The sequence below is a fragment of the Sapientia aquatica genome, assembly GCF_004358105.1.
Taxonomy (GTDB): domain Bacteria; phylum Pseudomonadota; class Gammaproteobacteria; order Burkholderiales; family Burkholderiaceae_D; genus Solimicrobium; species Solimicrobium aquaticum.
In genome coordinates this window covers 259728-284721 of record NZ_SMYL01000003.1, presented here as the reverse complement: position 1 = coordinate 284721, position 24994 = coordinate 259728, and the positions used below count along the sequence as shown (strand labels likewise).

General features: G+C 48.3%; 24 protein-coding genes. 11 read left to right on the top strand and 13 right to left on the bottom strand.

Going from position 1 to position 24994, the window contains the following annotated elements; translation table 11 throughout:
* Positions 1-26: 26 nt before the first annotated feature.
* A complete protein-coding gene (gene purB, locus E2I14_RS08970; RefSeq protein WP_133327612.1) occupies positions 27-1394 on the bottom strand; it encodes an adenylosuccinate lyase in 1368 nt (455 codons plus the stop codon).
* Positions 1395-1687: 293 nt separating this feature from the next.
* Between purB and E2I14_RS08965 the strand changes: the two genes are divergently transcribed.
* Positions 1688-2296 (top strand): glutathione S-transferase N-terminal domain-containing protein, encoded by a 609-nt coding sequence (locus E2I14_RS08965; RefSeq protein WP_133327610.1) that lies wholly within the window; start codon positions 1688-1690, stop codon positions 2294-2296.
* Positions 2297-2370: 74 nt separating this feature from the next.
* Here the strand turns inward: E2I14_RS08965 and bfr are convergent, their stop codons facing one another.
* The 3 genes from bfr to E2I14_RS08950 all read right to left on the bottom strand — a co-directional run bounded on the left by bfr (position 2371) and on the right by E2I14_RS08950 (position 3600).
* A complete protein-coding gene (bfr, locus tag E2I14_RS08960; protein WP_133327608.1) occupies positions 2371-2847 on the bottom strand; it encodes a bacterioferritin in 477 nt (158 codons plus the stop codon).
* A gap of 174 nt (positions 2848-3021) precedes the next feature.
* The gene (locus E2I14_RS19975; RefSeq protein ID WP_133327606.1) at positions 3022-3243 is read right to left on the bottom strand and encodes a (2Fe-2S)-binding protein; all 222 of its coding nucleotides are present in this window, start codon (positions 3241-3243) and stop codon (positions 3022-3024) included.
* Positions 3244-3270: 27 nt separating this feature from the next.
* Entirely contained in the window at positions 3271-3600 is a 330-nt protein-coding gene (locus E2I14_RS08950; RefSeq protein ID WP_133327604.1) for a hypothetical protein, read from the bottom strand.
* A 242-nt stretch (positions 3601-3842) separates the two neighbouring features.
* Here E2I14_RS08950 and E2I14_RS08945 point away from each other — a divergent pair, with 242 nt between their 5' ends.
* A complete protein-coding gene (locus E2I14_RS08945) occupies positions 3843-4310 on the top strand; it encodes a GyrI-like domain-containing protein (protein ID WP_165967803.1) in 468 nt (155 codons plus the stop codon).
* Positions 4311-4372: 62 nt separating this feature from the next.
* Here the strand turns inward: E2I14_RS08945 and E2I14_RS08940 are convergent, their stop codons facing one another.
* From E2I14_RS08940 to E2I14_RS08930, 3 genes are all read right to left on the bottom strand, one after another.
* A complete protein-coding gene (locus tag E2I14_RS08940) occupies positions 4373-5989 on the bottom strand; it encodes an FMN-binding glutamate synthase family protein (protein WP_133327799.1) in 1617 nt (538 codons plus the stop codon).
* Positions 5990-6100: 111 nt separating this feature from the next.
* Positions 6101-7192, bottom strand: coding sequence for a tRNA 2-thiouridine(34) synthase MnmA (mnmA, locus tag E2I14_RS08935; protein ID WP_133327600.1), 1092 nt, complete (start codon positions 7190-7192; stop codon positions 6101-6103).
* 53 nt (positions 7193-7245) lie between these two features.
* Positions 7246-7728: an NUDIX hydrolase gene (locus tag E2I14_RS08930; RefSeq protein WP_133327598.1), complete on the bottom strand. Its 483-nt coding sequence runs from the start codon at positions 7726-7728 to the stop codon at positions 7246-7248.
* A gap of 484 nt (positions 7729-8212) precedes the next feature.
* On the opposite strand from E2I14_RS08930, the gene E2I14_RS08925 reads away from it, so the two are divergent.
* The 6 genes from E2I14_RS08925 to tsaD all read left to right on the top strand — a co-directional run bounded on the left by E2I14_RS08925 (position 8213) and on the right by tsaD (position 14020).
* Positions 8213-9328, top strand: coding sequence for a Re/Si-specific NAD(P)(+) transhydrogenase subunit alpha (locus E2I14_RS08925; RefSeq protein ID WP_133327596.1), 1116 nt, complete (start codon positions 8213-8215; stop codon positions 9326-9328).
* 60 nt (positions 9329-9388) lie between these two features.
* Positions 9389-9712 carry an NAD(P) transhydrogenase subunit alpha gene (locus E2I14_RS08920; protein WP_133327594.1) on the top strand — a complete coding sequence of 108 codons (324 nt, stop codon included), beginning with the start codon at positions 9389-9391 and terminating at the stop codon, positions 9710-9712.
* A complete protein-coding gene (locus tag E2I14_RS08915; RefSeq protein WP_133327592.1) occupies positions 9712-11145 on the top strand; it encodes an NAD(P)(+) transhydrogenase (Re/Si-specific) subunit beta in 1434 nt (477 codons plus the stop codon). The genes E2I14_RS08920 and E2I14_RS08915 overlap by 1 nt, the downstream gene beginning before the upstream one ends.
* 260 nt (positions 11146-11405) lie before the next feature.
* On the top strand, positions 11406-12518 hold the full coding sequence (gene ald / locus E2I14_RS08910) for an alanine dehydrogenase (RefSeq protein ID WP_133327590.1): 1113 nt from the start codon (positions 11406-11408) through the stop codon (positions 12516-12518).
* Between the two features lie 176 nt (positions 12519-12694).
* Positions 12695-12919, top strand: a complete 225-nt coding sequence (locus E2I14_RS08905) for a hypothetical protein (RefSeq protein WP_133327588.1) — start codon at positions 12695-12697, stop codon at positions 12917-12919.
* 72 nt (positions 12920-12991) lie between these two features.
* Complete coding sequence (gene tsaD / locus E2I14_RS08900) at positions 12992-14020, top strand: tRNA (adenosine(37)-N6)-threonylcarbamoyltransferase complex transferase subunit TsaD (protein WP_133327586.1); 1029 nt, start codon at positions 12992-12994, stop codon at positions 14018-14020.
* A gap of 9 nt (positions 14021-14029) precedes the next feature.
* On the opposite strand, the gene plsY is transcribed toward tsaD, so the two are convergent.
* Entirely contained in the window at positions 14030-14647 is a 618-nt protein-coding gene (gene plsY, locus E2I14_RS08895; protein ID WP_133327584.1) for a glycerol-3-phosphate 1-O-acyltransferase PlsY, read from the bottom strand.
* 308 nt (positions 14648-14955) lie between these two features.
* Between plsY and E2I14_RS08890 the strand changes: the two genes are divergently transcribed.
* Both E2I14_RS08890 and E2I14_RS08885 read left to right on the top strand, forming a co-directional pair.
* Entirely contained in the window at positions 14956-17799 is a 2844-nt protein-coding gene (locus E2I14_RS08890; RefSeq protein ID WP_133327582.1) for an ATP-binding protein, read from the top strand.
* Between the two features lie 130 nt (positions 17800-17929).
* A complete protein-coding gene (locus tag E2I14_RS08885) occupies positions 17930-18121 on the top strand; it encodes a hypothetical protein (RefSeq protein WP_133327580.1) in 192 nt (63 codons plus the stop codon).
* A 34-nt stretch (positions 18122-18155) separates the two neighbouring features.
* Here the strand turns inward: E2I14_RS08885 and E2I14_RS08880 are convergent, their stop codons facing one another.
* The 5 genes from E2I14_RS08880 to E2I14_RS08860 form a co-directional block, all read right to left on the bottom strand.
* Positions 18156-19292: an HD domain-containing phosphohydrolase gene (locus tag E2I14_RS08880; protein ID WP_133327578.1), complete on the bottom strand. Its 1137-nt coding sequence runs from the start codon at positions 19290-19292 to the stop codon at positions 18156-18158.
* 175 nt (positions 19293-19467) lie between these two features.
* Positions 19468-19959: a Cys-tRNA(Pro) deacylase gene (gene ybaK / locus E2I14_RS08875; RefSeq protein ID WP_133327576.1), complete on the bottom strand. Its 492-nt coding sequence runs from the start codon at positions 19957-19959 to the stop codon at positions 19468-19470.
* Between the two features lie 21 nt (positions 19960-19980).
* Entirely contained in the window at positions 19981-20880 is a 900-nt protein-coding gene (gene xerD, locus E2I14_RS08870; protein WP_133327574.1) for a site-specific tyrosine recombinase XerD, read from the bottom strand.
* Complete coding sequence (locus tag E2I14_RS08865; protein WP_133327572.1) at positions 20870-21358, bottom strand: methylated-DNA--[protein]-cysteine S-methyltransferase; 489 nt, start codon at positions 21356-21358, stop codon at positions 20870-20872. Before E2I14_RS08865 ends, xerD begins: the two co-directional genes overlap by 11 nt.
* Before the next feature lie 397 nt (positions 21359-21755).
* The gene (locus tag E2I14_RS08860; protein WP_133327570.1) at positions 21756-22775 is read right to left on the bottom strand and encodes a DctP family TRAP transporter solute-binding subunit; all 1020 of its coding nucleotides are present in this window, start codon (positions 22773-22775) and stop codon (positions 21756-21758) included.
* Positions 22776-22952: 177 nt separating this feature from the next.
* Here E2I14_RS08860 and E2I14_RS08855 point away from each other — a divergent pair, with 177 nt between their 5' ends.
* On the top strand, positions 22953-24992 hold the full coding sequence (locus tag E2I14_RS08855) for an ATP-binding protein (RefSeq protein WP_227544672.1): 2040 nt from the start codon (positions 22953-22955) through the stop codon (positions 24990-24992).
* Positions 24993-24994 lie beyond the last annotated feature (2 nt).

Sequence of the window (24994 nt, the reverse complement as noted above, 5' to 3'; positions counted from 1 at the left end):
GAATTTTTTAAGGGGCGAACGACGTATTAAATCTTACGCGCCAACTCCGCCGCGATACCGATGTAATTCGACGGCGTCATTTCCAATAATAATTGCTTGGCGGAATCTGGAATTGCTAAGCCAGTGATAAATTCACGCAAGCCTTCTTTTGAAATGCCTTTGCCGCGGGTTAATTCCTTGAGTTGCTCGTAGGGATTTTCAATGCCATAACGGCGCATCACCGTTTGTACTGGCTCGGCCAAAACTTCCCACGTTGCCTCTAAATCTTCGGCTAGGCGAACTGGATTGACTTCAAGTTTATTCAAACCGCGCAGGCAGCTGTCGTAGGCTAACAAGGTGTAACCGAAGGCCACGCCGATATTACGCAACACGGTGGAATCGGTTAAGTCACGCTGCCAGCGCGAGACTGGCAATTTTTCGGATAAATGCTTTAATACCGCGTTAGCTAAACCCAGATTGCCTTCGGAATTTTCAAAGTCGATTGGATTCACTTTGTGCGGCATGGTGGAGGAGCCAATTTCACCGGCTTTAGTGCGTTGTTTGAAATAACCGATCGAAATATAGCCCCAAATGTCGCGATTTAAATCGAGCAAAATCGTGTTGGCGCGGGCGAAGGCGTCAAACATTTCGGCCATGTAATCATGCGGCTCGATTTGGATTGTGTACGGGTTATGGGTTAACCCCAAGCGCTGCTCAATGACAGCTTTCGAGAATGCATCCCAATCAGTTTGGGGATAGGCCGACAAATGCGCGTTGTAGTTACCGACAGCACCGTTCATTTTGCCTAACACTTCTACGCCTGCGATACGCGTTTGGGCGCGTTTTAAACGGGCTACTACGTTGGCAATTTCTTTACCCAATGTGGTTGGGCTAGCAGGCTGTCCGTGTGTGCGGGATAACATCGGCAAAGTCGCATTGTCGTGCGCGATTTCGGTTAGTTTATCGATCAGTTTTTGCAGCGTTGGCAGCATCACTTGATCGCGTGCCGCCAACAACATCATGCCGTGCGACGTATTGTTGATGTCTTCCGATGTGCAGGCGAAATGGATGAATTCGGATGCGGCTAATAATTCTGGAATATCTTTCACTTGCTCCTTGATCCAATATTCCACGGCTTTTACATCGTGATTGGTCACGGCTTCAATCTCTTTAATTCGTGCTGCGTGAGCTTCGCCGAATTCGCTGACTAATTTATCGAGGAAGTTCGTTGCTGCAGCTGAGAAAGGTTTGATCTCGGCAAAGCCAGCATTAGCAAGCGCTTGCAACCAAGAAATCTCCACCTTAACCCGGTGATGCATAAAACCGGTTTCCGATAAAATGGCGCGTAGCGGATCGACTTTGCTAGCGTAGCGACCGTCGAGAGGAGAAAGGGCGGAGAGAGTTGTAAGTGGCATGATGTGGATTGAATGCAAAAAAGTGGAGGACAATGCGTAAAATAGTTTGAATTCATCGGCTACACTGATAAAGTGAGACTTTAGCAAACTTATCAAAAAATCAGTATTACGGCAGCGAAGAGATCAGCAGCATTGATTGATAAGGCGTGATTTTACCATTTCTTAGGTCGTTTTCCCCGACTAGTCTTACCTTAAAAACGCTGGATATGTTGTTCAATAGTTATATTTCAGATGCGTAACTGAATTGAATATGTGCAATGTTATAATTTGATCACACTAACTATAGAGAAATTATGAAACTAATCGGCTCAACAGCAAGCCCTTATGTGCGAAAAGTTCGTATTGTTTTAGCTGAAAAAAAGCTGGAATGCGATTTGATTTTAGAAAACGTTTGGTCGCCCGAGACGACCATTCAACAATCTAACCCTCTGGGTAAAGTTCCGTGTTTGATCATGGAAGACAACAGCCCGATGTTTGATTCCCACGTCATCGTTGAATACTTAGATACGCTCACTCCTGTCAGTAAATTAATTCCTACCCACGGACGCGAACGGGCCAGCGTGAAATGTTGGGAAGCATTAGCAGATGGTGTTTTGGATGCAGCGATTTTAGTGCGCTTGGAATTAACTCAACGTCCGCCGGAATTACAAAGCAATGATTGGATTGCGCGCCAAATGAGTAAGGTGCATGCTGGTTTGAAAACCATGTCTATCGATTTGGGTGATTCCGCATTTTGCAGCGGCGCGCATTATAGCTTGTCGGATGTGGCTGTTGGCTGCGCCCTAGGTTGGTTGAGTTTTCGCTTCCCAGAATTGGATTGGCGTGCTGATTATCCTAATTTAGCGCGACTGTTTGAGAAACTGTCTGAACGGCCATCGTTTAAAGAAACTGTGCCGTACTAAAATTAGCTCGTTCCGATTAAAAAAGGACGCCAGTTTAAAACGGGTGTCCTTTTTTATTGCCTATCCAATTGAGCTTAGCTTGAATGGCTCATTTGGGATTGCAAATAATTGTGTATGCCAACTTTGCCGATTAAGTCGAGCTGGGTTTCGAGCCAGTCGATGTGTTCTTCGGTATCTTCTAGAATATCTTCTAGCAGCTCGCGCGACACATAATCGTTCTGCACTTCGCACACGGCAATTCCCTCTTTTAAGGTTTTTTGCGCAGCGAGTTCTAGTTTGAGATCGCAGGCCAGCATTTCTTCGGTGTTTTCCCCAATCATCAGCTTGTGCAGTGCTTGCAAATTGGGCAGGCCTTCAATCATCAGAATGCGTTCAATCAATTTATCAGCGTGCTTCATTTCACCGATAGATTCCTCGTATTCCTTTTTCGCAATCTTATCCAGCCCCCAGTTCCGATACATCCGTGAATGCAAAAAGTATTGGTTGATTGCACTGAGTTCGTTGGTCAATTGATCATTCAAGAGTTGAATCACTTTAGCGTCGCCTAACATAGCTCTACCTCGCAAAGAAGTTACGGGGGAAATATTCAAGTCCGCCGACTCAAATCGCCAAGCCAGTAAGCTCGACTCCCCTAGACTATAGTGAAAAATAACCAACTGCCTATCGCTGACATTAGGTTTTTTTGTGACTTGTTGGCGCGCGTTTTCAGCTCTTTTGTGAATCGATTAACTGGTGAGTTTTTGAAAGTAAATAACTTGCGGTGCGTCGCTGATAGTGTCGCTGCGCTGCATACAATCCTGCAAAATTTGTTTGGTGCACTCGTGACATCGGCCGCAGCAAGTGCCGACGTCCAAATGCGTGCGTAGCAAAGGCAAACTGTTTATTCCTTGTTTGATAGCAGCTTTAAGGCGTGCTTCAGACACATTACGGCAAATGCAAACAATCATTTTGTACCTCGACGTTGTAGTAATTGCTCAGGTGAATTGGGTAAATTGACGCCACCGTTTTGCCAGCCTCTCTTTGCGCTGCTCTTGTAATGTGTGCTCGATAACGAGTTGCCACTGTTCCGACAATTGTGCGCAGGTTTCCCGCAGAATCGGGCCTAATTCGTTCAATTCCGACAAAATAGACAAATGCCGCTCAATCACCGCAGCCAGTTTCACGCACGCATGCCTATCTTTACTGAATGCGCTGCGCGAACTGTAATGCGACATCAAATGCAGCACGGCGGCGATTAGCATTTCAGGTTTGCTCGCGCTGGTAAATTGCTCTGGAGAGGCTGGACTTTGGTTTATGGTGATCATTGATTTCCTCGCTGGGATAGGTGATTGCGCTAAGTAACGACGGCAGAGAATTTGATTAAATGAGAATGATTCTCATTTATATTGTTATTGAAAAAAGAAGGAAAAGCAAGCGATCTGCGTAAATAGTTTGCACGAATCGCCGATGCTTGATTGCGGGCAATTTTTATCGGAAAAGGAGTAGCACGTTCAAGACGAGTCATCAGCGATTTTGTGATAATTTAGGCCATTTTATGGGAGCGCCAATGCAAACAGAATTGAAGCGGATGCAGACCTTTCGAGTGGCAGGGCTTGCCGTTCGGACTAAAAATAGCGATGAATTTGATCCGACCAAAGCGCAAATTCCTAATTTATGGAATGCCGTTTTCACCACCAAGGCATTAGAAAAAATCCCGAATCAGCCTGTCTCCAAGGCAGTTTATGCGGTGTATTCCCATTACGAATCGGATGCGAGCGGAGAATATGATTTAACCGTTGGCGCATTGATTGATGAGCCTAGCAGTGAATTTAGATATGTTGATATCTGTCCCGGGGATTATCTGGTCTTTCAGGCACGCGGCGAATTACCCGCGGCGCTGATACAAACATGGGGAAAAATCTGGGCCTATTTTGTGCAGCGCCCAGAATTAGTACGCAGTTTTCAAACTGACTTTGAACACTATGTGGGAGCGCAGGCGGTGGATGTGTATATTGGAATTACGTCGAACACATAAATCATCGGCGCGTCAGTTTTTGCAGTGATAACAATGGCGACGCACCGCGTTTTTGTGCGGTCTTAGCCCATGGCATGAAACGATTCAGCCTGAGCGATCGGCCAGTAGCGGGAATAGACCTCTGGCAGTCGCGACAACTGTTCTGGATCAAGCAATTGACCGTCATCCAAATAGGGTAACAAGCTCGACACCAAGCGGACTTGGTTAGCGGACACGCGGCGTACGATGTGGTGCGGGCGTAGCTGATCTGGATGCGTTAATCCGGCAGCGGCGATCAATTCCGATAAGGCTTTTAAGGTGTTGTCGTGGAAGTGCATCACGCGCTCGGCCTTGTCTGGAACCACCAAGGCTTTTTGGCGCAGCGGATCTTGGGTGGCGACACCCGTCGGGCAACGGTCGGTGTGGCAGCTTTGGGATTGAATGCAACCTAGCGCGAACATGAATCCGCGCGCTGAATTACACCAATCCGCACCCAATGCCAAGGTGCGGGCGATATCGAAGGCGGTAACGATTTTGCCGGACGCGCCGATTTTAATTTTGTCGCGTAAACCGCAACCGACCAGCGTGTTATGCACCAATAACAACGCTTCTTGCAGTGGCACGCCAACGTGATCGGTGAATTCGACAGGTGCCGCGCCAGTTCCGCCTTCGGCGCCATCGACCACGATAAAGTCGGGATGAATTCCGGTCGCTAACATCGCTTTAACGATGCCAAAAAATTCCCAAGGGTGACCGACCGCAAACTTAAAGCCAGTTGGTTTGCCACCGGATAAATGACGTAATTTTTCGATAAATTGCAGCAGTTCAATTGGCGTGCCAAAGGCGCTGTGCGAGGCAGGTGAAACACAATCAACGCCAGCGGTGACGCCGCGTGCTTCGGCGATTTCGATGCTGACTTTGCTACCCGGCAGCAAGCCGCCGTGGCCCGGCTTCGCTCCTTGCGACAGCTTCACTTCAATCATCTTGACTTGCGGCTGGGTCGCGTTGGCAGCGAAGTTAGCCTCGCTAAAACTACCATCTGGATTGCGGCAACCGAAATAACCAGAGCCGATATTCCAGACCAAAGCGCCGCCTTGGTGTCCCGGCAATTCTGGTTTGTGATAACGACTGATGCTGCCTTCGCCTGTGTCGTGCATGAAGTTGCCGCGCTCTGCACCTTGGTTTAACGCGCGGACAGCATTGGCGGACAACGCGCCAAAACTCATCGCGGAAATATTAAACACGCTCGCCGAATAAGGTTGTGCGCGTCCTTCTCCGATGGTGATGCGAAAATCATGAGTGGAAATTGGTGCGGGTTTAATCGAGTGATTCATCCACTCATAACCAGTTTCATACACGTTCAACTGAGTCCCGAAAGGGCGTTTGTCGATTTGCTGTTTTGCGCGTTGATAAACGATGGAGCGTTGATTGCGTGAAAACGGATTGGCCGAGGTATCGTCTTCTAAAAAATACTGACGAATCTCAGGGCGGATTAATTCAAACAGAAAACGGAAGTGCGCCAGAATCGGGTAATTGCGCAGAATAGAACTTTTGGTTTGGATAATGTCATGGATGCCGATGACGATTAACAGCGCCGAAATAATTAAGAACCAATGTATGCTTTCGTGCACATCGTAAAACACCACGCTAAGAACAAATACCAAGATAGAAATCAGGAATGTGGTGTAGCGCAATAACATGTTTTGCATCACGAGGCTCCATTAAATGGTTGGGCGATTTCGATGTGAATCCACTTACTTGATTGAGCGATTACTTGTTTTGATGCTTAACCCAACAGACAGGCACACGAATTAATTACAAATAATCCCGCCGCCCAAACACACTTCGCCCTGATACAGCACAGCCGATTGTCCCGGTGTTACCGCCCATTGCGCATCGGTGAAATGTAAATTGAATTGCGCGTTTCCATCCGCCGCAAAGTGCGCTGGCACGTCGGCTTGGCGATAGCGTGTTTTGGCCTTCAGATTGTCTAAATCCGGTGCAACGCCCGCAATCCAGCTCGCTTGGTCTGCGGCTAAAGTGGGCGAAAGCAACCAAGGATGATCGTGACCTTGCACCACATAGAGCGTGTTATTGGCAATGTCTTTACGCGCCACATACCATGCATCGCTGCTGCCGTCGGCATTTTGGTGACTCTTGATACCGCCTATACCGATGCCCTTGCGTTGGCCTAAAGTGTAGAAACTCAAACCGATGTGTTCGCCCACGATGTCGCCTTCGGGCGTTTTCATTGGACCGGGTTGCTTGGATAAATAGCGATTGAGGAAATCACGGAAAGGGCGTTCGCCTATGAAGCATATGCCGGTCGAATCTTTTTTGCTTGCGTTCGGCAGCTTTAATTGCTCGGCAATGCGGCGTACTTCGGTTTTGTGAATTTCACCCAAAGGGAACAAGGTATTGCGTAACTGATCTTGATTTAAGCGGTGCAAAAAGTAGCTTTGGTCTTTGCTTAAATCGAGCGCTTTGAGCAGTTCAAAGCGACCATTATTTTCACGCACACGAGCGTAATGTCCGGTGGCGATGTAGTCCGCGCCCAAATGCATGGCGTGATCTAAAAAAGCTTTGAATTTAATTTCAGCGTTACACAACACATCGGGATTGGGTGTGCGACCAGCTTGGTATTCGCGTAAAAATTCGGAGAAAACGCGGTCTTTGTATTCCGCGGCAAAATTAACCGCTTCAATATCCACACCCACCACGTCGGCTACGCTAACAGCGTCTATCCAATCTTCGCGCGTGGAGCAATATTCCGAATCGTCGTCATCTTCCCAATTTTTCATAAACAGACCGATGACTTCATAGCCTTGTTCTTTGAGTAGGTGTGCCGAAACCGAGGAATCGACCCCGCCTGACATCCCGATAACGACGCGCTTTTTTGACATGATGACTAACTCGAATTTCTTGAATAGGAATGACCAACGTGAACTGCTAAAACTTATTTAATCTCACCCGCAACACTGCTGTCGGTGTAAATCGCTTCCAATGGAATGCGTGTGCCAGCCAAATAATCGTCGATGCATTTTAAGATCAACTCGCTGCGGTGCTGGTCTTTGGTAGCGACCAATTCGTCGTAGCTCATCCACATGCTGCGCACGATGCCGACATCGAGTGGATGATCGTAGGTTTGGCCGATCTCACCGGCAAACGCGAAGCGTAAATAGGTCACCGGAATACCGCGCCGTTTGGACATATAACGGGAAAGATAAGTACCAACTAAATAGCTAGGCTTAAATTCAACCGCCGCTTCTTCTTTGGTTTCGCGGATCACCGCTTCGATGAGCGACTCGCCCGGATCTAAGTGGCCTGCGGGTTGATTAATGCGGCGTCCGTCGGAAGTGTCTTCTTCGATCATGAGGAACAAGCCATCACGTTCAATGATTGAAGCTACCGTTACTGCGGGTTTCCAGACATCTGACATGGGTTCCTCATAATGGACTGCGGAGAGAGCGTGCGGCATTCCAGATTTAACAAGGTCGCTATTTTAACGGTTCTTGCATTATTAAGCGCTAATCCAGAATAAATTCATCGCCAGTTGTGGTGCGGATGGTTGTAATTTACTTATTCGAAATTTGTATAAGAATTCGTGCGTATTAGACAAACTTGGCGTCTTATCGCGATATAGTACGGGGTCGCGATCGCAACGCCGCACGAGTTTGGTGCAACATTTTTACAACATGATGAAAAGATCGTAAAAAATGTTGTCACGCGTTTGTGCCACACTAAGTTCAGTGTTGTATTTGCAAAGGTTGGTCTATGGAAATAGCACAGTTGTGCTATTTTTACGCGTTCGGTGTAACGAATTGCCATCCGCTCACATTATGTTGACCCCAGCCTGGACCGTAATTGTTCGAGGAATGAAGCACCCAAGCACCAGCAGATTTTTATTAAAAGGGAGTAACTGTATGAAAATTGGCATCCCCGCTGAGACCAGATCAGGAGAAACTCGGGTCGCGGCAACCCCAGAAACAATTAAGAAATACATCGCGGCCAAGCACGAAGTCGTGGTGCAATCCGGCGCAGGCATTGCGGCCAGCATTCCCGATGAAGCCTACCTTGCGGTTGGCGCAACCATAGGCAGCGCCGAGCAAGCATTGGGCAGCGAATTGGTGTTAAAAGTACGCGCCCCCGATAGCGCCGAGCGTGCTTTGATGAAATCAGGCAGCGTGCTGGTGGGAATGCTCAATCCTTTTGATGCGGACAATACCGCCGCCTTGGCCGCCGCCGGTATTTCGGCCTTTGCGCTGGAAGCCGCTCCGCGTATCACGCGCGCCCAGTCGCTCGATGTGCTGTCGTCGCAAGCCAATATCGCTGGTTACAAGGCTGTGATGATGGCGGCCAATACTTATGGTCGTTTTATGCCGATGTTAATGACGGCTGCAGGTACGGTGAAAGCCGCGCGCGTATTAATCATGGGTGTGGGCGTGGCGGGTCTGCAAGCCATTGCAACGGCAAAACGCTTAGGCGCGGTGATTGAAGCATCAGACGTTCGTCCACCGGTCAAAGAACAAGTCGAATCACTCGGCGCAAAATTTATCGACGTGCCTTTTATTACTGACGAAGAAAAAGAAATCGCCCAAGGCGTCGGCGGCTATGCCCGCCCAATGCCAGCGGACTGGATGCGCCGTCAAGCCGAGTTAGTGCACGAGCGCGCTAAACAAGCCGACATCATTATTACCACCGCATTAATCCCCGGTCGTAAAGCGCCGATTTTGATCTCCGAAGAAACGGTCAAAGCGATGAAGCCAGGTTCGGTGATTGTCGATATGGCGGTCGAGCAGGGCGGTAATTGCCCTTTATCCGAAAGCGGTAAAACGGTCACCAAATACGGCGTGCACATTATCGGTGAGCCAAATTTAGCGACCTTGGTTCCAGCCGATGCCTCCGCTTTGTATGCGCGCAATATCTTGGATTTCCTCAAGCTAATTATTAACAAAGACGCTGGCTTAGAGATTAACCGTGAAGACGAAATCGTGGCCGCGACCTTGATTTGTTCCGGCGGCGAAGTGCTTAGAAAATAAGTTGCGCCCGCACCTAATCCACAACAAATCAATCAAAAACATTTAAACGAAGAGGTCAATATGGAAGTCAGTCATACCCTTACCAATCTCATTATTTTTGTGCTGGCAATTTACGTCGGCTACCACGTCGTGTGGACGGTAACGCCCGCTTTGCATACGCCATTGATGGCAGTCACTAACGCGATTTCAGCCATTATTATTGTTGGCGCGATGTTGGCCGCCGGCTTGACCGAAGGCTTGCTCGCGCAAGTAATGGGAACCTTGGCGGTGGTGTTAGCAGCGGTTAATGTATTCGGTGGATTTTTAGTCACGCAACGCATGCTAGAGATGTTCAAGAAAAAAGAACCTAAACAAGTAGCGGCAACTACTAAGGAGCATCAATAATGAGTATTAACTTAGTTGTGATGCTGTATCTGATTGCATCGGTCTGTTTTATTCAAGCGTTAAAAGGGCTTTCTCATCCATCCACGGCGCGGCGCGGTAATGCGTTCGGCATGACTGGGATGGCGATTGCCGTCGTCACAACAATTGCGATGATGATGGAATTGAAATCGCATTTGGACAGCGCAGGCTTTGGCTTAGCCCTAGTTGCCGGTGGCATTGTGATTGGTGGCGTGATTGGTGCAACGCTGGCTAAACGGGTTGAAATGACCAAGATGCCTGAATTGGTGGCGGCCATGCATTCGCTCATTGGTTTGGCCGCAGTGTGTATCGCGGTGGCGGTGGTATCGGAGCCTTGGGCATTTAACCTGACCGAAAAAGGCGGCGCAATTCCGTTTGGTAATCGGATTGAATTGTTCATTGGAACCTTTGTTGGCGCGATTACTTTCTCTGGTTCGGTGATTGCGTTCGGTAAGTTATCGGGTAAGTATAAATTCCGCTTATTCCAAGGCGCGCCAGTGAGTTTTGCTGGTCAACATATGTTGAATTTGGTGTTGGCGTTGGCGATGGTTGGCTGCGGTATCGCATTCTGTGTGACCCAAAGCTGGACGCCGTTTGCCATCATGGCCGCGATTGCGTTCGTGCTCGGTGTACTGATCATCATCCCTATCGGCGGCGCAGATATGCCGGTGGTGGTGTCGATGTTGAATAGTTATTCTGGCTGGGCAGCCGCCGGAATTGGTTTCTCGCTCAATAACTCGATGTTGATTATTGCGGGTTCCTTGGTTGGTTCGTCCGGCGCGATTCTGTCTTACATCATGTGTAAAGCGATGAATCGTTCGTTCTTCAATGTGATTTTAGGTGGCTTCGGCGGCGCGCCAGCAGAAGCGGCGGTAGGCGGACAAGTCGCGCGCAATGTGAAATCCGGTTCGGCTGACGACGTCGCGTTTTTGTTAAGCAATGCCGAAACCGTCATCATCGTTCCGGGCTACGGATTAGCGGTGGCTCGCGCTCAGCATTCGTTAAAAGAATTGACCGAGAAATTAACCCACAAAGGCATTACCGTTAAATACGCCATTCACCCAGTCGCAGGTCGTATGCCGGGCCACATGAACGTGTTATTGGCAGAGGCCGAAGTGCCGTATGACCAAGTCTTTGAGATGGAAGACATCAACAACGAATTCGCACAAGCCGATGTTGTGTTGGTTTTGGGTGCCAACGATGTGGTCAATCCTGCAGCTAAAGATCCGAAATCCCCCATCGCCGGTATGCCAATCTTAGAAGCCTACAAAGCCAAAACCGTGATCGTCAACAAACGCTCGATGGCCTCCGGGTATGCCGGTTTGGACAACGAGTTGTTCTACATGGATAAAACCATGATGGTCTTCGGTGATGCGAAAAAAGTGATTGAAGATATGGTCAAAGCGGTGGAGTAATGCGTTAAGCGCACACTGTGTTCTTCAATACAAAGCCATCTAAACAGTGTTTAGGTGGCTTTTTTGTTGGTCGCTTGATAAGTGCTCATAGCCCACCTAAGTTGCACAAATCGATAACCTGACATTCAAAAACTGGCATTTATGGTCGAAATCCGCCCGAATAGAATAAATCCACTAGGTTTCCTAGAATGGGAAATCGAGCTGAATTGGTAACAAAGTCCAGAGCAACATTCCGATATAAAAAAACACAGGGAGACAACATGTTAATTGGCGTACCAAAGGAAATCAAAAACCACGAATACCGTGTCGGCTTAACCCCAGCCAGCGTGCGGGAACTGACTTCACGCGGGCATCAAGTGCTGGTGCAAAGCGATGCCGGAACAGCGATCGGTTTGCTCAATAAAGATTACGAAACCGCGGGAGCAGAAATTGTCGCCACCGCCGCTGAAATCTTTAAACGTGCCGAGATGATCGTTAAAGTTAAAGAGCCACAACCAGTCGAATGCGCCATGCTGCGCGAAGGCCAAATTCTGTATACCTATTTGCATTTAGCCCCCGATCCAGAGCAAACCAAAGCACTGATCGCTTCCGGCGCAATCTGCTTTGCCTATGAGACGATCACTGGCGCGGGCGGTGGTTTGCCCTTGTTAGCACCGATGAGTGAAGTCGCAGGCCGCATGTCGATTCAAGCAGGCGCGGCCCATCTAGAAAAATCCAAAGGCGGCATGGCCTTGCTGCTTGGCGGCGTGCCGGGCGTGGCGCCGGGCCATGTGGTGATTTTGGGTGCGGGTGTCGTGGGAACTGCCGCGTTACAAGTGGCTGTCGGTGTCGGCGCGCGCGTGACAATTTTAGATAAAAATATCGACCGCTTACGTCATCTCGATTTGATTTATGGCAACCGCATTACGACCTTGTATTCCAATGAACAAACCGTGGAAGACTCAGTGTTAGCGGCTGACTTAGTCATTGGCGGCGTATTGATTCCCGGAGCTGCGGCGCCGAAACTGGTCACACGCGCCATGATTAAGAAAATGAAGCCTGGCGCGGTGGTGGTTGATGTGGCCATTGACCAAGGCGGCTGTTTTGAAACCTCGCACGCAACCACGCATGCTGAGCCGACTTTTGTGGTCGACAACGTGGTGCATTATTGCGTCGCTAACATGCCAGGCGCAGTCGCTCGTACTTCTACCTTCGCACTCAATAACGCCACGATTCGTCATGCCGTTGCGTTAGCCGATAAGGGCTGGAAGCAAGCTTGCCGTGATGATGTGCATTTAAAACATGGTTTAAATGTCTGCAATGGCAAAGTGACTTACGAAGCGGTAGCGCGTGAAATCGGGACGGATTATGTCAATGCGGACACGCTGATTTAAGTGCTGGCTTGAACTCGTTGTTGGTTTTGTATAAAGGGCATCTTTTTTTGGGATGCCCTTTTTTATGCGTCTTTGATAGCAACACGCGCTAACTTAAGGCAAAATTCGCCTCGCCCTAGTTGTCGTGCAAATTGCCCTCTATACTAGGATTTATATTCACCCGATTGGAAACTGCTATGACGTACGAAGAATACCTAGACGAAGTCACCACATTAATGACAGAAATGTTTGATTTGTCGGACGCTGCCGCCATCAAATACGTCATGCGCGCCCAAGCGGCGGACTTTTTTACCCTGCATGACGATCACGAGGAAATGCGTACGCTGGAACGCGCCCAGCAAGACGCCAAAACGGTGTACGAGCAACGCAACAAATCGCGCCCAGAAATTTTCCGCAAATAATAGTCTTGCAGCGCTTCAAGTTGCGAGCTCACTTCAACTACAATACCGCTTTGCAAAAAATCGGCAGCAACTATGATCGTTCTCGGCGTTGAATCCTCCTGTGACGAAACTGGCCTGGCTTTGGTGGATACCGAAACCGGCTTACTTTCGCACGCCTTATATTCCCAAATTGCCATGCATCAGGAATACGGCGGAGTGGTGCCGGAACTGGCGTCGCGTGACCATATTCGGAGGGCCTTACCGCTATTAGAACAAGTGCTACGCGAAGCTAAGATCGACAAATCAGCCATTGATGCGATTGCCTACACCCAAGGCCCAGGATTGGCTGGTGCGCTATTGGTGGGCGCATCGGTGGCTTGCGGGCTGGGTTTGGCGTTAGGTAAGCCGATGATCCCAATTCATCACCTAGAAGGCCATTTGCTCTCGCCGTTGCTGGCATCTAAACCGCCCAAGTTTCCTTTTATTTCCTTGCTGGTTTCTGGTGGACATACCCAGTTGATGCGGGTTGAAGGCATCGGACAATACACCTTGCTTGGTGAAACCTTGGATGATGCGGCGGGTGAGGCTTTTGATAAATCAGCCAAGCTGCTGGGTTTGTCGTATCCCGGTGGACCGGCAATTTCGCGTATAGCTGAATCGGGCGATCCAAGCGTGTACACGCTGCCGCGTCCGATGCTGCATTCCAAGGATTTTAATTTCAGCTTTTCGGGTTTAAAAACTGCCGTTCTAACCGTGGTAAAAAATCATCCGGGCGAATTGAGCGAGCAAGATAAAGCCAATCTAGCGCGCGCTTTTGTTGATGCGTTGGTGGATGTGATTGTCGCCAAATGCAGTTCAGCGATGCGTCATTCGGGTTTAAAGCGTCTGGTGATTGCCGGCGGAGTGGGGGCAAACACCCAATTGCGCGCTGGATTAAATGCAGCGGCGGCTAAAAAACGCTTTGAGGTGTACTACCCAGAATTGGAATTCTGCACCGACAACGGCGCGATGATTGCGTTTGCGGGCGCGATGCGCTTGAAGGCCGATCCGGCTCAAGCGCAGTGCGATTATGCGTTCAATGTGCGCCCGAAATGGCCTTTGGCGGAACTCAAGGCGATTTAAAAATTGCCCTTAGCTCGCTGTCTTTTTACTTCCCAACCGACTTTCTTTGCCCGCAATCAGATTGCGGATGTTTTGTTGATGGCGATAAATCAGCAAAGCGCTCATCGCACACACTGACCAAAACAGCGGGCTTGCAGTACCAAAAATCAGTGCTGAATAAAACGGTGCAAAAATCGACGCCATTAAGGCCGACAAGGACGAGTAGCGGAAGCAGAATGCCACCACCAACCACGTCGCCAAGGTTCCCAAGCCGAGCCACAAATTCAAGCCCAGTAAAACACCCGCTGCGGTAGCCACGCCTTTGCCGCCGACAAATTTAAAAAATATCGGCCAAAGATGGCCCAAAAACACTGCAATCGCGACTAGCGCAATCGTTGCTGTGGGTAAATCAAAGCGCACCGCTAACCATACCGCCAACCAACCTTTGAACGCATCGCCAATCAAGGTCAACATCGCCGCCGCTTTATTCCCGCTGCGCAGCACATTGGTTGCGCCTGGGTTTTTAGAGCCATAAGTGCGCGGGTCAGACAATCCAAATAACTTACTAACAATGACAGCGAACGAAATCGAGCCGATCAAGTAGGAAGCAATCACAAAACCAATGGTAGCAAGAGGAGAATTGAGCATGAAGTTGATGCACGTTAAGTTGGAATGGGCGCTATTTTAAGCGAAAGCACCTAAAACGACCAAAAATACCAGAAAATGTTTCTATAAAGCATTAATATTGTCGAAATGTATCTTGCTCGCTGGCACAATGTAAAACCCTTTGCTATTCTGTAGTGCGGTGCTCGTCAGTTGACTGATGGAAACGACGAAGATTGAGTTGGTGTCCTGCATGGTTTTTTCGCATGTGCGAACGACAAAGCTTGTGTAAAACATTTTTGTCGAATTAAGCCAGTTACTTTAATTACATACTTATCGCTTGGGCATGTTCAATGGATTTGTTCGATACCGACCAAGATATTGCTGAACTGGAATTCCAACTGCCGCATTTGTCCGGCGGAGCGCACCTCGACGCCTTGGTGCGGCTTGCCTGGAAATTGCATCAGCGCGACTCGGCTAAAGCGATTCAGTACGCCGATCAAGCCAAACAAGCGATCGACGATGCCGAGCAACACCACTCAGTCAGCAACAAAACCGCTGTCGTCGCACAAAAAAAATACAGTGCCCGCTTGAACTTGGTGTACGCCGAAGTGCAGCGCTTAAAACTGGCGTTGCCGCAGGCCGAGAATTTAGCGCACTTGGCGTTACAACAATTTACCGAGATAAATGATTGGCGCGGCTGCGCCGACACGCATTGGTTGTTGGCTTGGATTGCAGTCGATGCCGGCAATGTGGCTGTGCGAGATCGGGAGTATGCCGAAATGGCAGAAGCCGCGCGACGCGGTGGCGACCTAGTACGCAGGGATATTGCCGAAGCCGCAGCGGCGCGCTGGCTGGCATTCAGTAATCCTAGTTTGGCGTACGAACGTTGGCACGATAAGTTTGCGCAATTAGCCAACGATCCCAATCCAGCGCGAGCGATGTGGAGCAATGAATTTTTGAGCGTTTTGTTTTATTGCACCGGCGACATTGCCAATGCAATGAGTCACTCGATTAAAACCTACAAAAAAGCGCTGGAAATCGGCCAGATTTATTTTGCCATTATGACGGCGAATAATATTGCGGACGAGCTCAATCAACTCAACGAAAATTTAATGGCTTTGGAGTGGGTGCAACGCGCCTTGGATTTAGCGCGTAAATCATCCTGGGCACGCAGTATTGCGTCGTGTTTATTAGTCATGTCGGAAACGCTGCGCTTCATCAATAATTTGTCCGCGGCGCAAGATATGTTGAATGAAGCGTTGACCACGTTGGCACCGATTCCCAGTTCCAGAACCTACACCTTGGCGCTTTATTATCAAGGGAATCTTGCCCTAAGTCGGCAAGATTACGATGTCGCCTTTGAGTCCTTTCGCCAATTAGAGCAGCGTGCCATTGAGTTAAAACTGGTTGATTTCAAAATCGCGGCCTTGCGCGGCCAAGCGACAGCATTGTCGTTCTTAGAAAAACCGGAAGAGGCCCTGCTCGCTATTGATGCCTCATTGAGTTTAGCGCACGAAGATGGTGAAAGTTTTCGACAAATTGAAATTTTGATGATGATGGCCGACATCTCGCGCCGCTATCCACACTTATTTCAAAAGACCAATACCGAACGCGCCATTGCACTTGATTACCTGTGCCAAGCATTAGAAATTGCCGAAAGCATTTCGGGTTTTGTGATTCCTAGCCGGCTCTACGAGATGCTTAGTCAAGAACATGCTGCTGTCGGCGAATTTGAGCAAGCGTACTTAATGGCGCAAAAGGCAATTTCTGCCAGAGAAAAGATACAGAATAATGAAACGATTGCGCGCGCCACCACGATGCAGGTGTTCCATCAAATGGAGCGGGTGCGCGAAGAGAGTGAAGTGCATCGCGAACTTGCGATTACTGAAGCCAGACGCGCAGAAGAATTGCAGCAAATTACCACCACCTTAGAGCAACTTGGCGCGATTGGCTGTGAGATTACAACCCATCTTGATCTCAATGATATTTTTCAAGTGTTGGATCGCTATGTGCATTCGCTGCTCGATATCAACACGTTTAAAGTCTATTTAGTCGACCACGATCACAAGCAATTGCAGATGATTTACTGCGTCGAAAATGGCGAGAAATACGAAGTCAGTTATGTCGATTTGAACGACCCAACGGCGAACTCGGCGCGCTGTTTCCGTGAGCGGTTGGAAATGATTTGCGACTTTTCGATTGAAGAGCATGTGACCTTAATCGAAGGTACTTTGCAAACCTTGACCGGCTTATTTTTCCCCTTGGTGATCGGTGAGCGCATGATTGGCGTGATGTCGGTCGAATCGTTGCGCGCGAATGCCTTTGGACAGCGCGAGTTTTTAATCTTCCGCAGTTTGTGCGCCTATGCCGCGATTGGCTTGGACAATGCGCAAACTTATCAGCAATTACAAACTACCCAAAAGCAATTGGTCTACAACGAAAAAATGGCCTCCTTGGGTTCGCTAGTTGCTGGTGTTGCGCATGAGCTCAATACTCCGATTGGTAACGGTTTATTGCTCGCTAGTAGCCTGAACGAAAAATCGAGCGACATCGCGCAGAAATACAAAGACAACACCATGCGCCGTTCGGACTTAGTTGATTATTTGGACGAATGCCAACGCGGATCGTATTTAATTTTCCGCTCGTTCCAAACCGCTGCTGACTTGGTGATGAGCTTTAAACAGGTTTCGGTCGATCAAACTAATGCCCAACGTCGAGTATTTGATTTACATAAATTGTTGAGCGATATTGTGGCGACCATGCGCAATCAATTTATCAATAAAGGCGTGGCAGTTGAGTTGTCGGTGCCGAGTGCGATTTCGATGGATAGTTATCCTGGCTCGCTTGGGCAGGTCGTAATGAATTTAATGCAGAATGCGCTCATGCACGGGTTCGAGGGACGCAGTCACGGAACGTTGGCAATCTCGGCTGGCCCGATAAAAAAGAATCACGTCATGCTGCGTTTTACGGACGACGGTGTGGGAATTCCGCCCGAGAATTTAGAGAAAATTTTCGATCCATTTTTCACCACCAAATTAGGCCGTGGCGGCAACGGTCTAGGTTTAAGCATTAGTTATAACATCATCAAATCAGTGCTCGATGGTGACGTTACAGTGAAAAGCCGATTGGGTCACGGCACGACTTTCTCGCTAATACTTCCTGTGGTGGTTGCGACAACAGTAAACCCCAGTTAATACCACTTTAAGGTCAAATTAGCACTAAATCAGCGAAAATAAGCCCAAAAATGCCCTATTTAGGGCATAGCCAAGCACGTTCGCGGTTTATATACTCCTGCCATGATGACTAAACCGAGAGGTGAATCCAATGTTGCTCTTTGTTGGATTATGTATTTTGTTCTTTTTATGCTGGCCGCTGGGCTTAGTGGTATTGATTAGTTGGCCGCTGCTTTGGCTGTTATCGATTCCGTTTCGGATTGTCGCTATCGTCTTGAGCGCGCTGTTGGCGCTGCTGCGAGCAATTTTGTTTTTACCTGCGCGTTTATTGGGTGGGCGCTGAGCGTCTAAGCACGAGGTAGTTGCGCTCGGTTGACTCAATCGATCTTGTCAGCAAACTGCACTTGAATGGCTAAACGCTGCTCCTTAGCGGCAATCAAGGCTTCCACGCACTGCGAATCTAAACGTCTTAATCCCGCTTCTTTGCGCAACTCGGCAACAATTTCCTCCTCGCGCCAAGGCTCTTTGTAGGGCCGCTTATTGGACAGCGCATCATACACATCAGCGACGGCGACTATCCGCGCTTCGATCGGAATTTGCTCAAGCTGCATTCCATACGGATACCCTTTTCCGTCGCCCCGTTCATGATGATAGGCGACGATGTTGTGCATGATGCGGGTGATGACCGAATCCTCCAAATCCATATCGGCGATGATTTTTTTGGTGATCGTCACGCCTATTTCCACGTGGCGGCGCATGATGTCCCACTCGGCGGCATCGAGTTTGCCGGGCTTGAGAAGAACACTGTCGGGAATGCCAACTTTGCCAATATCGTGCAGCGGCGCAAACAAATACAGGTATTCGATAAACTCATCATCGAGTTCATAAGTGTGCGCCAACGCCTGCGCCATCAAGCGAGCGTAATTGGCCATGCGTTCAAGATGTTGACCGGTTTCTAAATCGCGAATCCGCGCCAATCCGCTAGCAACTTGAACTGTTCCAACTAAGCTATGAATTTGGTTGATTTGCAAAAGAAATAGCTGCGAGATTAAATCAGCAAAAACTTCTAAAAAACGAGCCGATTCTGCATCAAATGAATGAGCAATTTTTGAATCAAAGAATAAAAATGCGTTCAGTTTATTGGCGCGGTAAATCGGAACAGTCAGGCTGGAATGGTAGTCGTGTTCCTTGAGCCAATTGGTGTGGGTCGTTGGGGTACATAAGGTCGCAGGTATGTCCGAAATAATCCGGCTTTGATGGGACGTGGCTAAGGATAGTAGCGAAGGTACATCCTTCAAATGGGCTTCATAGCGCACCAATTTTTGATCGTCTTTATTGCTGCTGATAAAGGTTTTTAGCAGATCGGTGTGCGGTTCATACAGGGCAATTGCCACGCGATCAATGTAGGGATAACGCAGGCCAATTGCTTCGTGTATTGCTTGCAAGCTTTTACTCAAGCTCGCATGCGAGCCAGAAAAACTCTCAGTCAATACATTGAAATCTGGATGATCCATGCTCTTCCTCAGATTTTTGCAGTGTTTTATTTATCAAGAACATAAAACTTTTCGGAAGTGTGTTTGGCTTGCGCCAGCAAATAGCGCCTCGATTGATTCAATATAGCTCTTGAATTTACACTGTTCAAGCAGCTTTTTTAACAATCATTCATTAGGCAAGCGCTTGGATAAGTTCTCACGAGGTTAAGGCGCATTCCACTGCAACAGCATTTAGATGGACGACCAAGACGTTAGGATCAATGCCAACCAAATAACCCCGTTTGCCGCCATTGATGTAGATTTTTGGTAAATCCAATATGGTTTTCTCAACATAAATCGGCAGGCGCTTTTTTGTGCCAAATGGCGACGTTCCACCAACCAAATAGCCACTGTGTTTTTGCGCGATCTCCGGAGCACAAGGTGCCACACTTTTACAGCCAATTTGACGCGCTAAATTTTTAGTCGATACTGTGCAGTCGCCGTGCATCAATACGATAAGCGGCTTAGCAGTTTCATTTTGCATGACCAATGTTTTGACCACAGCATGCTCATCCACCCCCAATTCGCGCGCGGATACTTTAGTACCGCCTTGCTCTTCGTAGTCGTAAGGATGTTCGGTAAATACAATGTTGGCTTTACGCAGAAATTGCGTGGCTGGAGTTTCGGAAATGTGTTTGGGATGGTTCATGTTAAATCGAGGAAAGTAAATTCATCCGCGTGGATGATGATCTTTGTGTAATTGCTTCAATCGCTCGCGCGCAACGTGCGTATAAATTTGGGTGGTTGAAATATCTGAATGACCGAGTAAAAGCTGGACTACACGCAGGTCAGCGCCGTGATTGATTAAGTGCGTGGCGAAGGCGTGGCGCAGGGTGTGCGGCGAGAGTGGGGCGTTGATGTCCGCTTGACGTGCGTATTTTTTAATCAGCACCCAAAACATCTGGCGCGTCATCGCTGCGCCGCGCGCGGTAACGAACAGCGCATCGTCGATCTGACCGTTCATAATCTGAGGCCGTGCTTCGTTGACGTAGCGCCGTATCCAGTTGCTGGCGATTTCACCGAACGGCACTAAACGCGTTTTGCTACCTTTGCCAGTGATGCGCAAGACGTTGTCGTTTAAGCTTAATTCTTGCATCGTAATGAGCACCAATTCGGTCACCCGCAAGCCGCTGGCGTAAATTAATTCGAGCATGCAGCGGTCCCGTAATCCGAGTGGCGTTGTGGTGTCAGGAGCCGCTAGCAGGGCTTCAACTTGGGATTCGCTGAGCGTTTGAATATTGCGCGAGGGAGTTTTGGCTGAGGCTAATTTTAAGGTTGGATCGACGCTGATTTTTTGATGGCGAATGGCGAATTGGTAGAAGCGTTTGAAGACCGCCAAGCGGCGGTTGGCGCTCGTGGCTTTGCTATCTTTTTGGTAGGTGAAATAGTTGTTAATGTTGTCGGCACTAGCATCCAGTAACGACATCATATTTTGCGCGTGACGCCATTTGGCAAACAGCGTTAGATCGCGTCGATACGCTTCCAAGGTATTTTTTGACAAACCATCTTCCAACCAAAGCGTGTCGCAAAATTCGTCGATTTCCGCTTGCATTAACGCATTAATATCCATGAACACCTTCGTGCGCTAACAACCATTTTTTTACATTCGAATGGAAACCTGCCGCTTCGTTGTGATTGGCAAAACCGCCAATGCCGTTAGCCGCCGTAACGCGGTGGCAGGGGATGATGAGCGGGAACCAATTCGCGCCGCAAGCTTGACCAACGGCGCGTGGTGCGGAGCCGATATGTTTGGCGATCGCGCCGTAGTTCGTTACTTGCCCCATTGGGATTTGCTCAATTGCGCGCCACACTTTGCGCTGATGTTCGGTTCCCAGGGCGGCCAAAGGTAGAGTGAATTGGAATGCGGGATGATCGAAGTAGCTAGTAATTTGTTGTGCCGCTTCGATGGCGAGCGCCGACGTGGGTGTTTTTAATGGGATGTTGGCGGGCAGATAAACGAGTTCGCGTAATTGATTGTTTTCTGTCCGAATTCCCATCGCACCAAAAGGAGCGGGGATGATGGCGCAAAAGCGTGAATGCATATCCATAGTCAGAGCGAGCTTTACATAGTGGGTGTCATTGTAATGGCGGCGCCAAAAACAAAAAAGGCATATCAAAAGATATGCCTTCAAAACTACTTTCGCGTCTACTGCTAATGTCATGTGTTTTATGCATGCTCAGCTATATTGAAACGCGGTCTCCTCGATGTTGTTTCGGATGGCTCCGATTTTTTTACACCTGCTAAAACTTCGACTGAAACCGAAGATAGCACAGTGTATTTAGATATGCAATTTGAACATATCAAGAAATAAGCCAGACGAACAAAATGTGGTAAATATGAGAAAAGCCGCGCAAAAGGAATAAAATTTGAGTTGTCTTATCAAGAATATTTTGGTAAGCGCGTTAATTGCAGAAATCTTGTGCAAATGTGGTTAGCTAGTCTATTCAATGCACCATTAAATTGAAATCGCTGGGGTTACCCAATTGGCGATTAATTGCATTAATTAATTCTTTGCCCAGACGATTTTCCATTTGCTGCTGAATGGGAATGAGGGCCTTGCGCCACTGGTCTTTTTCGTTATCGGTCAAATCGTAGACGACGGTTTTTCCTGATTTTTTAATAGTGGCCAAGTCTTGCTCATTTTGTTGTTGAGAAATGTTGTTAGCGTATTTCGTGGTTTCAAACATCGCGTTGCTGAGTTGAACCCGAATGTCTGAAGGCAACTCATCCCAAAAATCCTTATTCACCACCACCGCGTAGCCTAAATAACCATGATTGGTCAGCGTCAAAAACTTTTGTGAGCCACCAGCGGGGCGGCTAATAAAATTAGTCGGCGGGTTTTCCGAGCCATCGATGAAATTATTCCGCAGCGATTCGACGACAGCGGGGTAGGTTAAGGCCCATGGCGTCGCTCCGAGTGCGCGCATTTGGCTATCGAGTACTTTGGAAGGGGGAATTCGAATACGCAGACCGCGCATATCGTTAGGAGTGTGGATGGGGCGATTGGCGGAGATATTTTTAAATCCTCCATCCCAATAACCCAAACCAACCATGCCTTTGCTGTCGAGCTTATTTAATAAGTCGCGCCCAATCGGCCCTTGAGTGACCCGATGCAGGCCGTCGTAATTAGGAAATAAATAGGGCAAATCAAACACTTCAAATTCGCGGATTCCTAAGGCGGAAAATTTAGACAGCGGTGGCACCAGCATTTGCACGGCGTTGAGTTGCAAGGCTTCTAGTTCTTCATTATCTTTATAAAGTTGTCCGTTGGCATAAATATCGACGCGAACCCGACCTTTTGTCATCAACTCGGCCAACTCTTTAAAGCGAGCGGCAGCCATTCCTCGTGGTGAACTGATGCTGGCAACGTGACTGAACTTGATTACAATCGTCGATTGAGCGTAACTACCATTTGTTATAGCCAGAGCAATAAATAACAAGGCATAATGTGTGAAGCGTTGCATTTTTGATTTCTTAGGTTATTTTGGAACTTGCGCAAAACCTTGCCTGCCAACTTAACTATTACTCAGTTTCAGCACGTGATGCGTGCTTTGCAGCGACAATTTTGTGGTTCTCCGAGATACATCATGTTTACGTAAAGTAATTTTACATTTTCCGTAATTTTTCAACTAAAAGCCACTGTGGATAACCACCCCTCCGAAAAACGCCTGCCCTTTCTAAAACAGCATTGGGTCACGCCGATGTTAATGGCGATACTGATTTTGCCGGTCTTGATCTTGCTTCCTTGGCAATCTCAAAAGATTGAATTCAGAAATCGTCAAGAGCAATTAATTGCCGATACGTTATGGGTTGAGCAGGGAATTCGTTTTCATTTATTGCGTAACGAGGAAAATTTACGTTTCCTTGGAGATACTATTATCGCTAATAGTAAAGTTTCTGAACAGCTAAAAGAACGTTTTTCTGATTTGATTGAAAGTCACCCAGAATTACAACAATTAGTTTGGTTGGATGCCAACGATCATGTCCGATACAGCACACGCGAATTTAAGCTCGACGATATGTCGCCGTTGTCGCAAGAAGCGATTGAACACGCGCGCGAAAGTCGAACTCCCCAATACAGCGAACCAGCGGTGCAAGAAGCGCAAGATCGAGCCATTTTTATGGATTATCACTTACCGCTGTTTAAGGATGATCAGTACATCGGCAGCTTGGTGTTGACCTACAAAATGTCGGTGATTTTGGAAAACATGGTGCCGTGGTGGTTTGCCAAAGACAATCAAATCAGCTTGAGCGATTTGGACGATAACGTTTTTGCGCAGCGCTCCGATGGCGGTTACGGACGCAATGTATATACGCACAGCCGTAGCCTGAATTTGTCCGGAGTTAACTTAATCCTCAAAACGAATAGCATTAAAGAAGCGCCGAAACTTCTTTCCAATTATCTGGTCGCGGCGGTTGTCTTAATGGGCTTAGGTTTGCTGTGGAGTTTGTGGGCCTTGTGGCGCGATATTTTGCGTCGCCAAGCAGCCGAAACAGCGTTACGCGAGCAGATCGCATTCCGAAGCGCGATGGAAAAATCGGTCGTCACTGGACTGCGAGTGCGCAGCATGGACGGCGAATTGGTCTATGTGAATCAAGCTTTTTGCGACATGGTGGGCTACCGCGAAGATCAGTTGCTTGGACAAAAAGCGCCTATGGTTTTTTGGGCGTCCGAGGCAATTGAGAGTTATAAAAAGCGCTCCTCCAATTCAAGCAATTACGATTCGTTAAATGGCTTTGAAACCGTCTATAAACACGCCGACGGGCACCGAATTCCGGTCTTGATTTATGAATCTGCGTTGCTCAACGACGATGGCGAACAAACTGGCTGGATGGGTTCGATTCTGGACATTAGCGAACGTAAAAAATCGGAACAAGTGTTACGCGAACACGAAGAACGTTTAGAAAGCAGCGCCCGCTTGGCGACGATGGGTGAATTGGCTTCCGTGATGGCGCACGAGTTAAATCAACCGTTGGCCGCGATTTCGAGTTACGCCACGGGCGCATTAAACATGATGAAGTCGGGCAATCTCGATGCTGAAATGCTGCAGCCAGCGTTGACTCAAATGCAAAATCAAGCGCAGCGCGCGGGGCAGATTATTCGTAGCGTGCACGGCTTTGTCGCCAAGCGTGAGCCGAACCGGGTGCCGCTGCAATTAATGGCCATCTTCAATAGCATCTTGCCTCTGATAAAATTGCAGGCCAAATCGTATTTGATCGGAGTAGAAATTTACATCGATGATCCGCTGCCCGATGTATTAGTTGACGCGATTTCATTAGAGCAGGTGATTCTGAATTTAACTCGTAATGCGCTGCAAGCAATGCAAGAACTGACTTTAACGCAGCGAATTTTGCAAATCGAAGTAAAACGGGTCGATAACTACGTTTTGACCGAAGTCATCGATCACGGAACAGGCATTCCACCGGAAGTGGCTGAACGTTTGTTTTCCCCGTTCTTTTCGACCAAATCCGAAGGCATGGGAATGGGATTAAATATTTGCCGCACGATTATCGAATTCCACGGCGGTCAGCTAACGTATCGGGATAATCCAAATGGCGGAACAATTTTTAGCTTTACGTTGCCGCTGGCGAATCCGCAAGCGCATGCGCAAACCGATACACCCATAGATTTACCAACTGAGCTACCCACAGATCTACCAACAGACACACAAAAAGGATAACC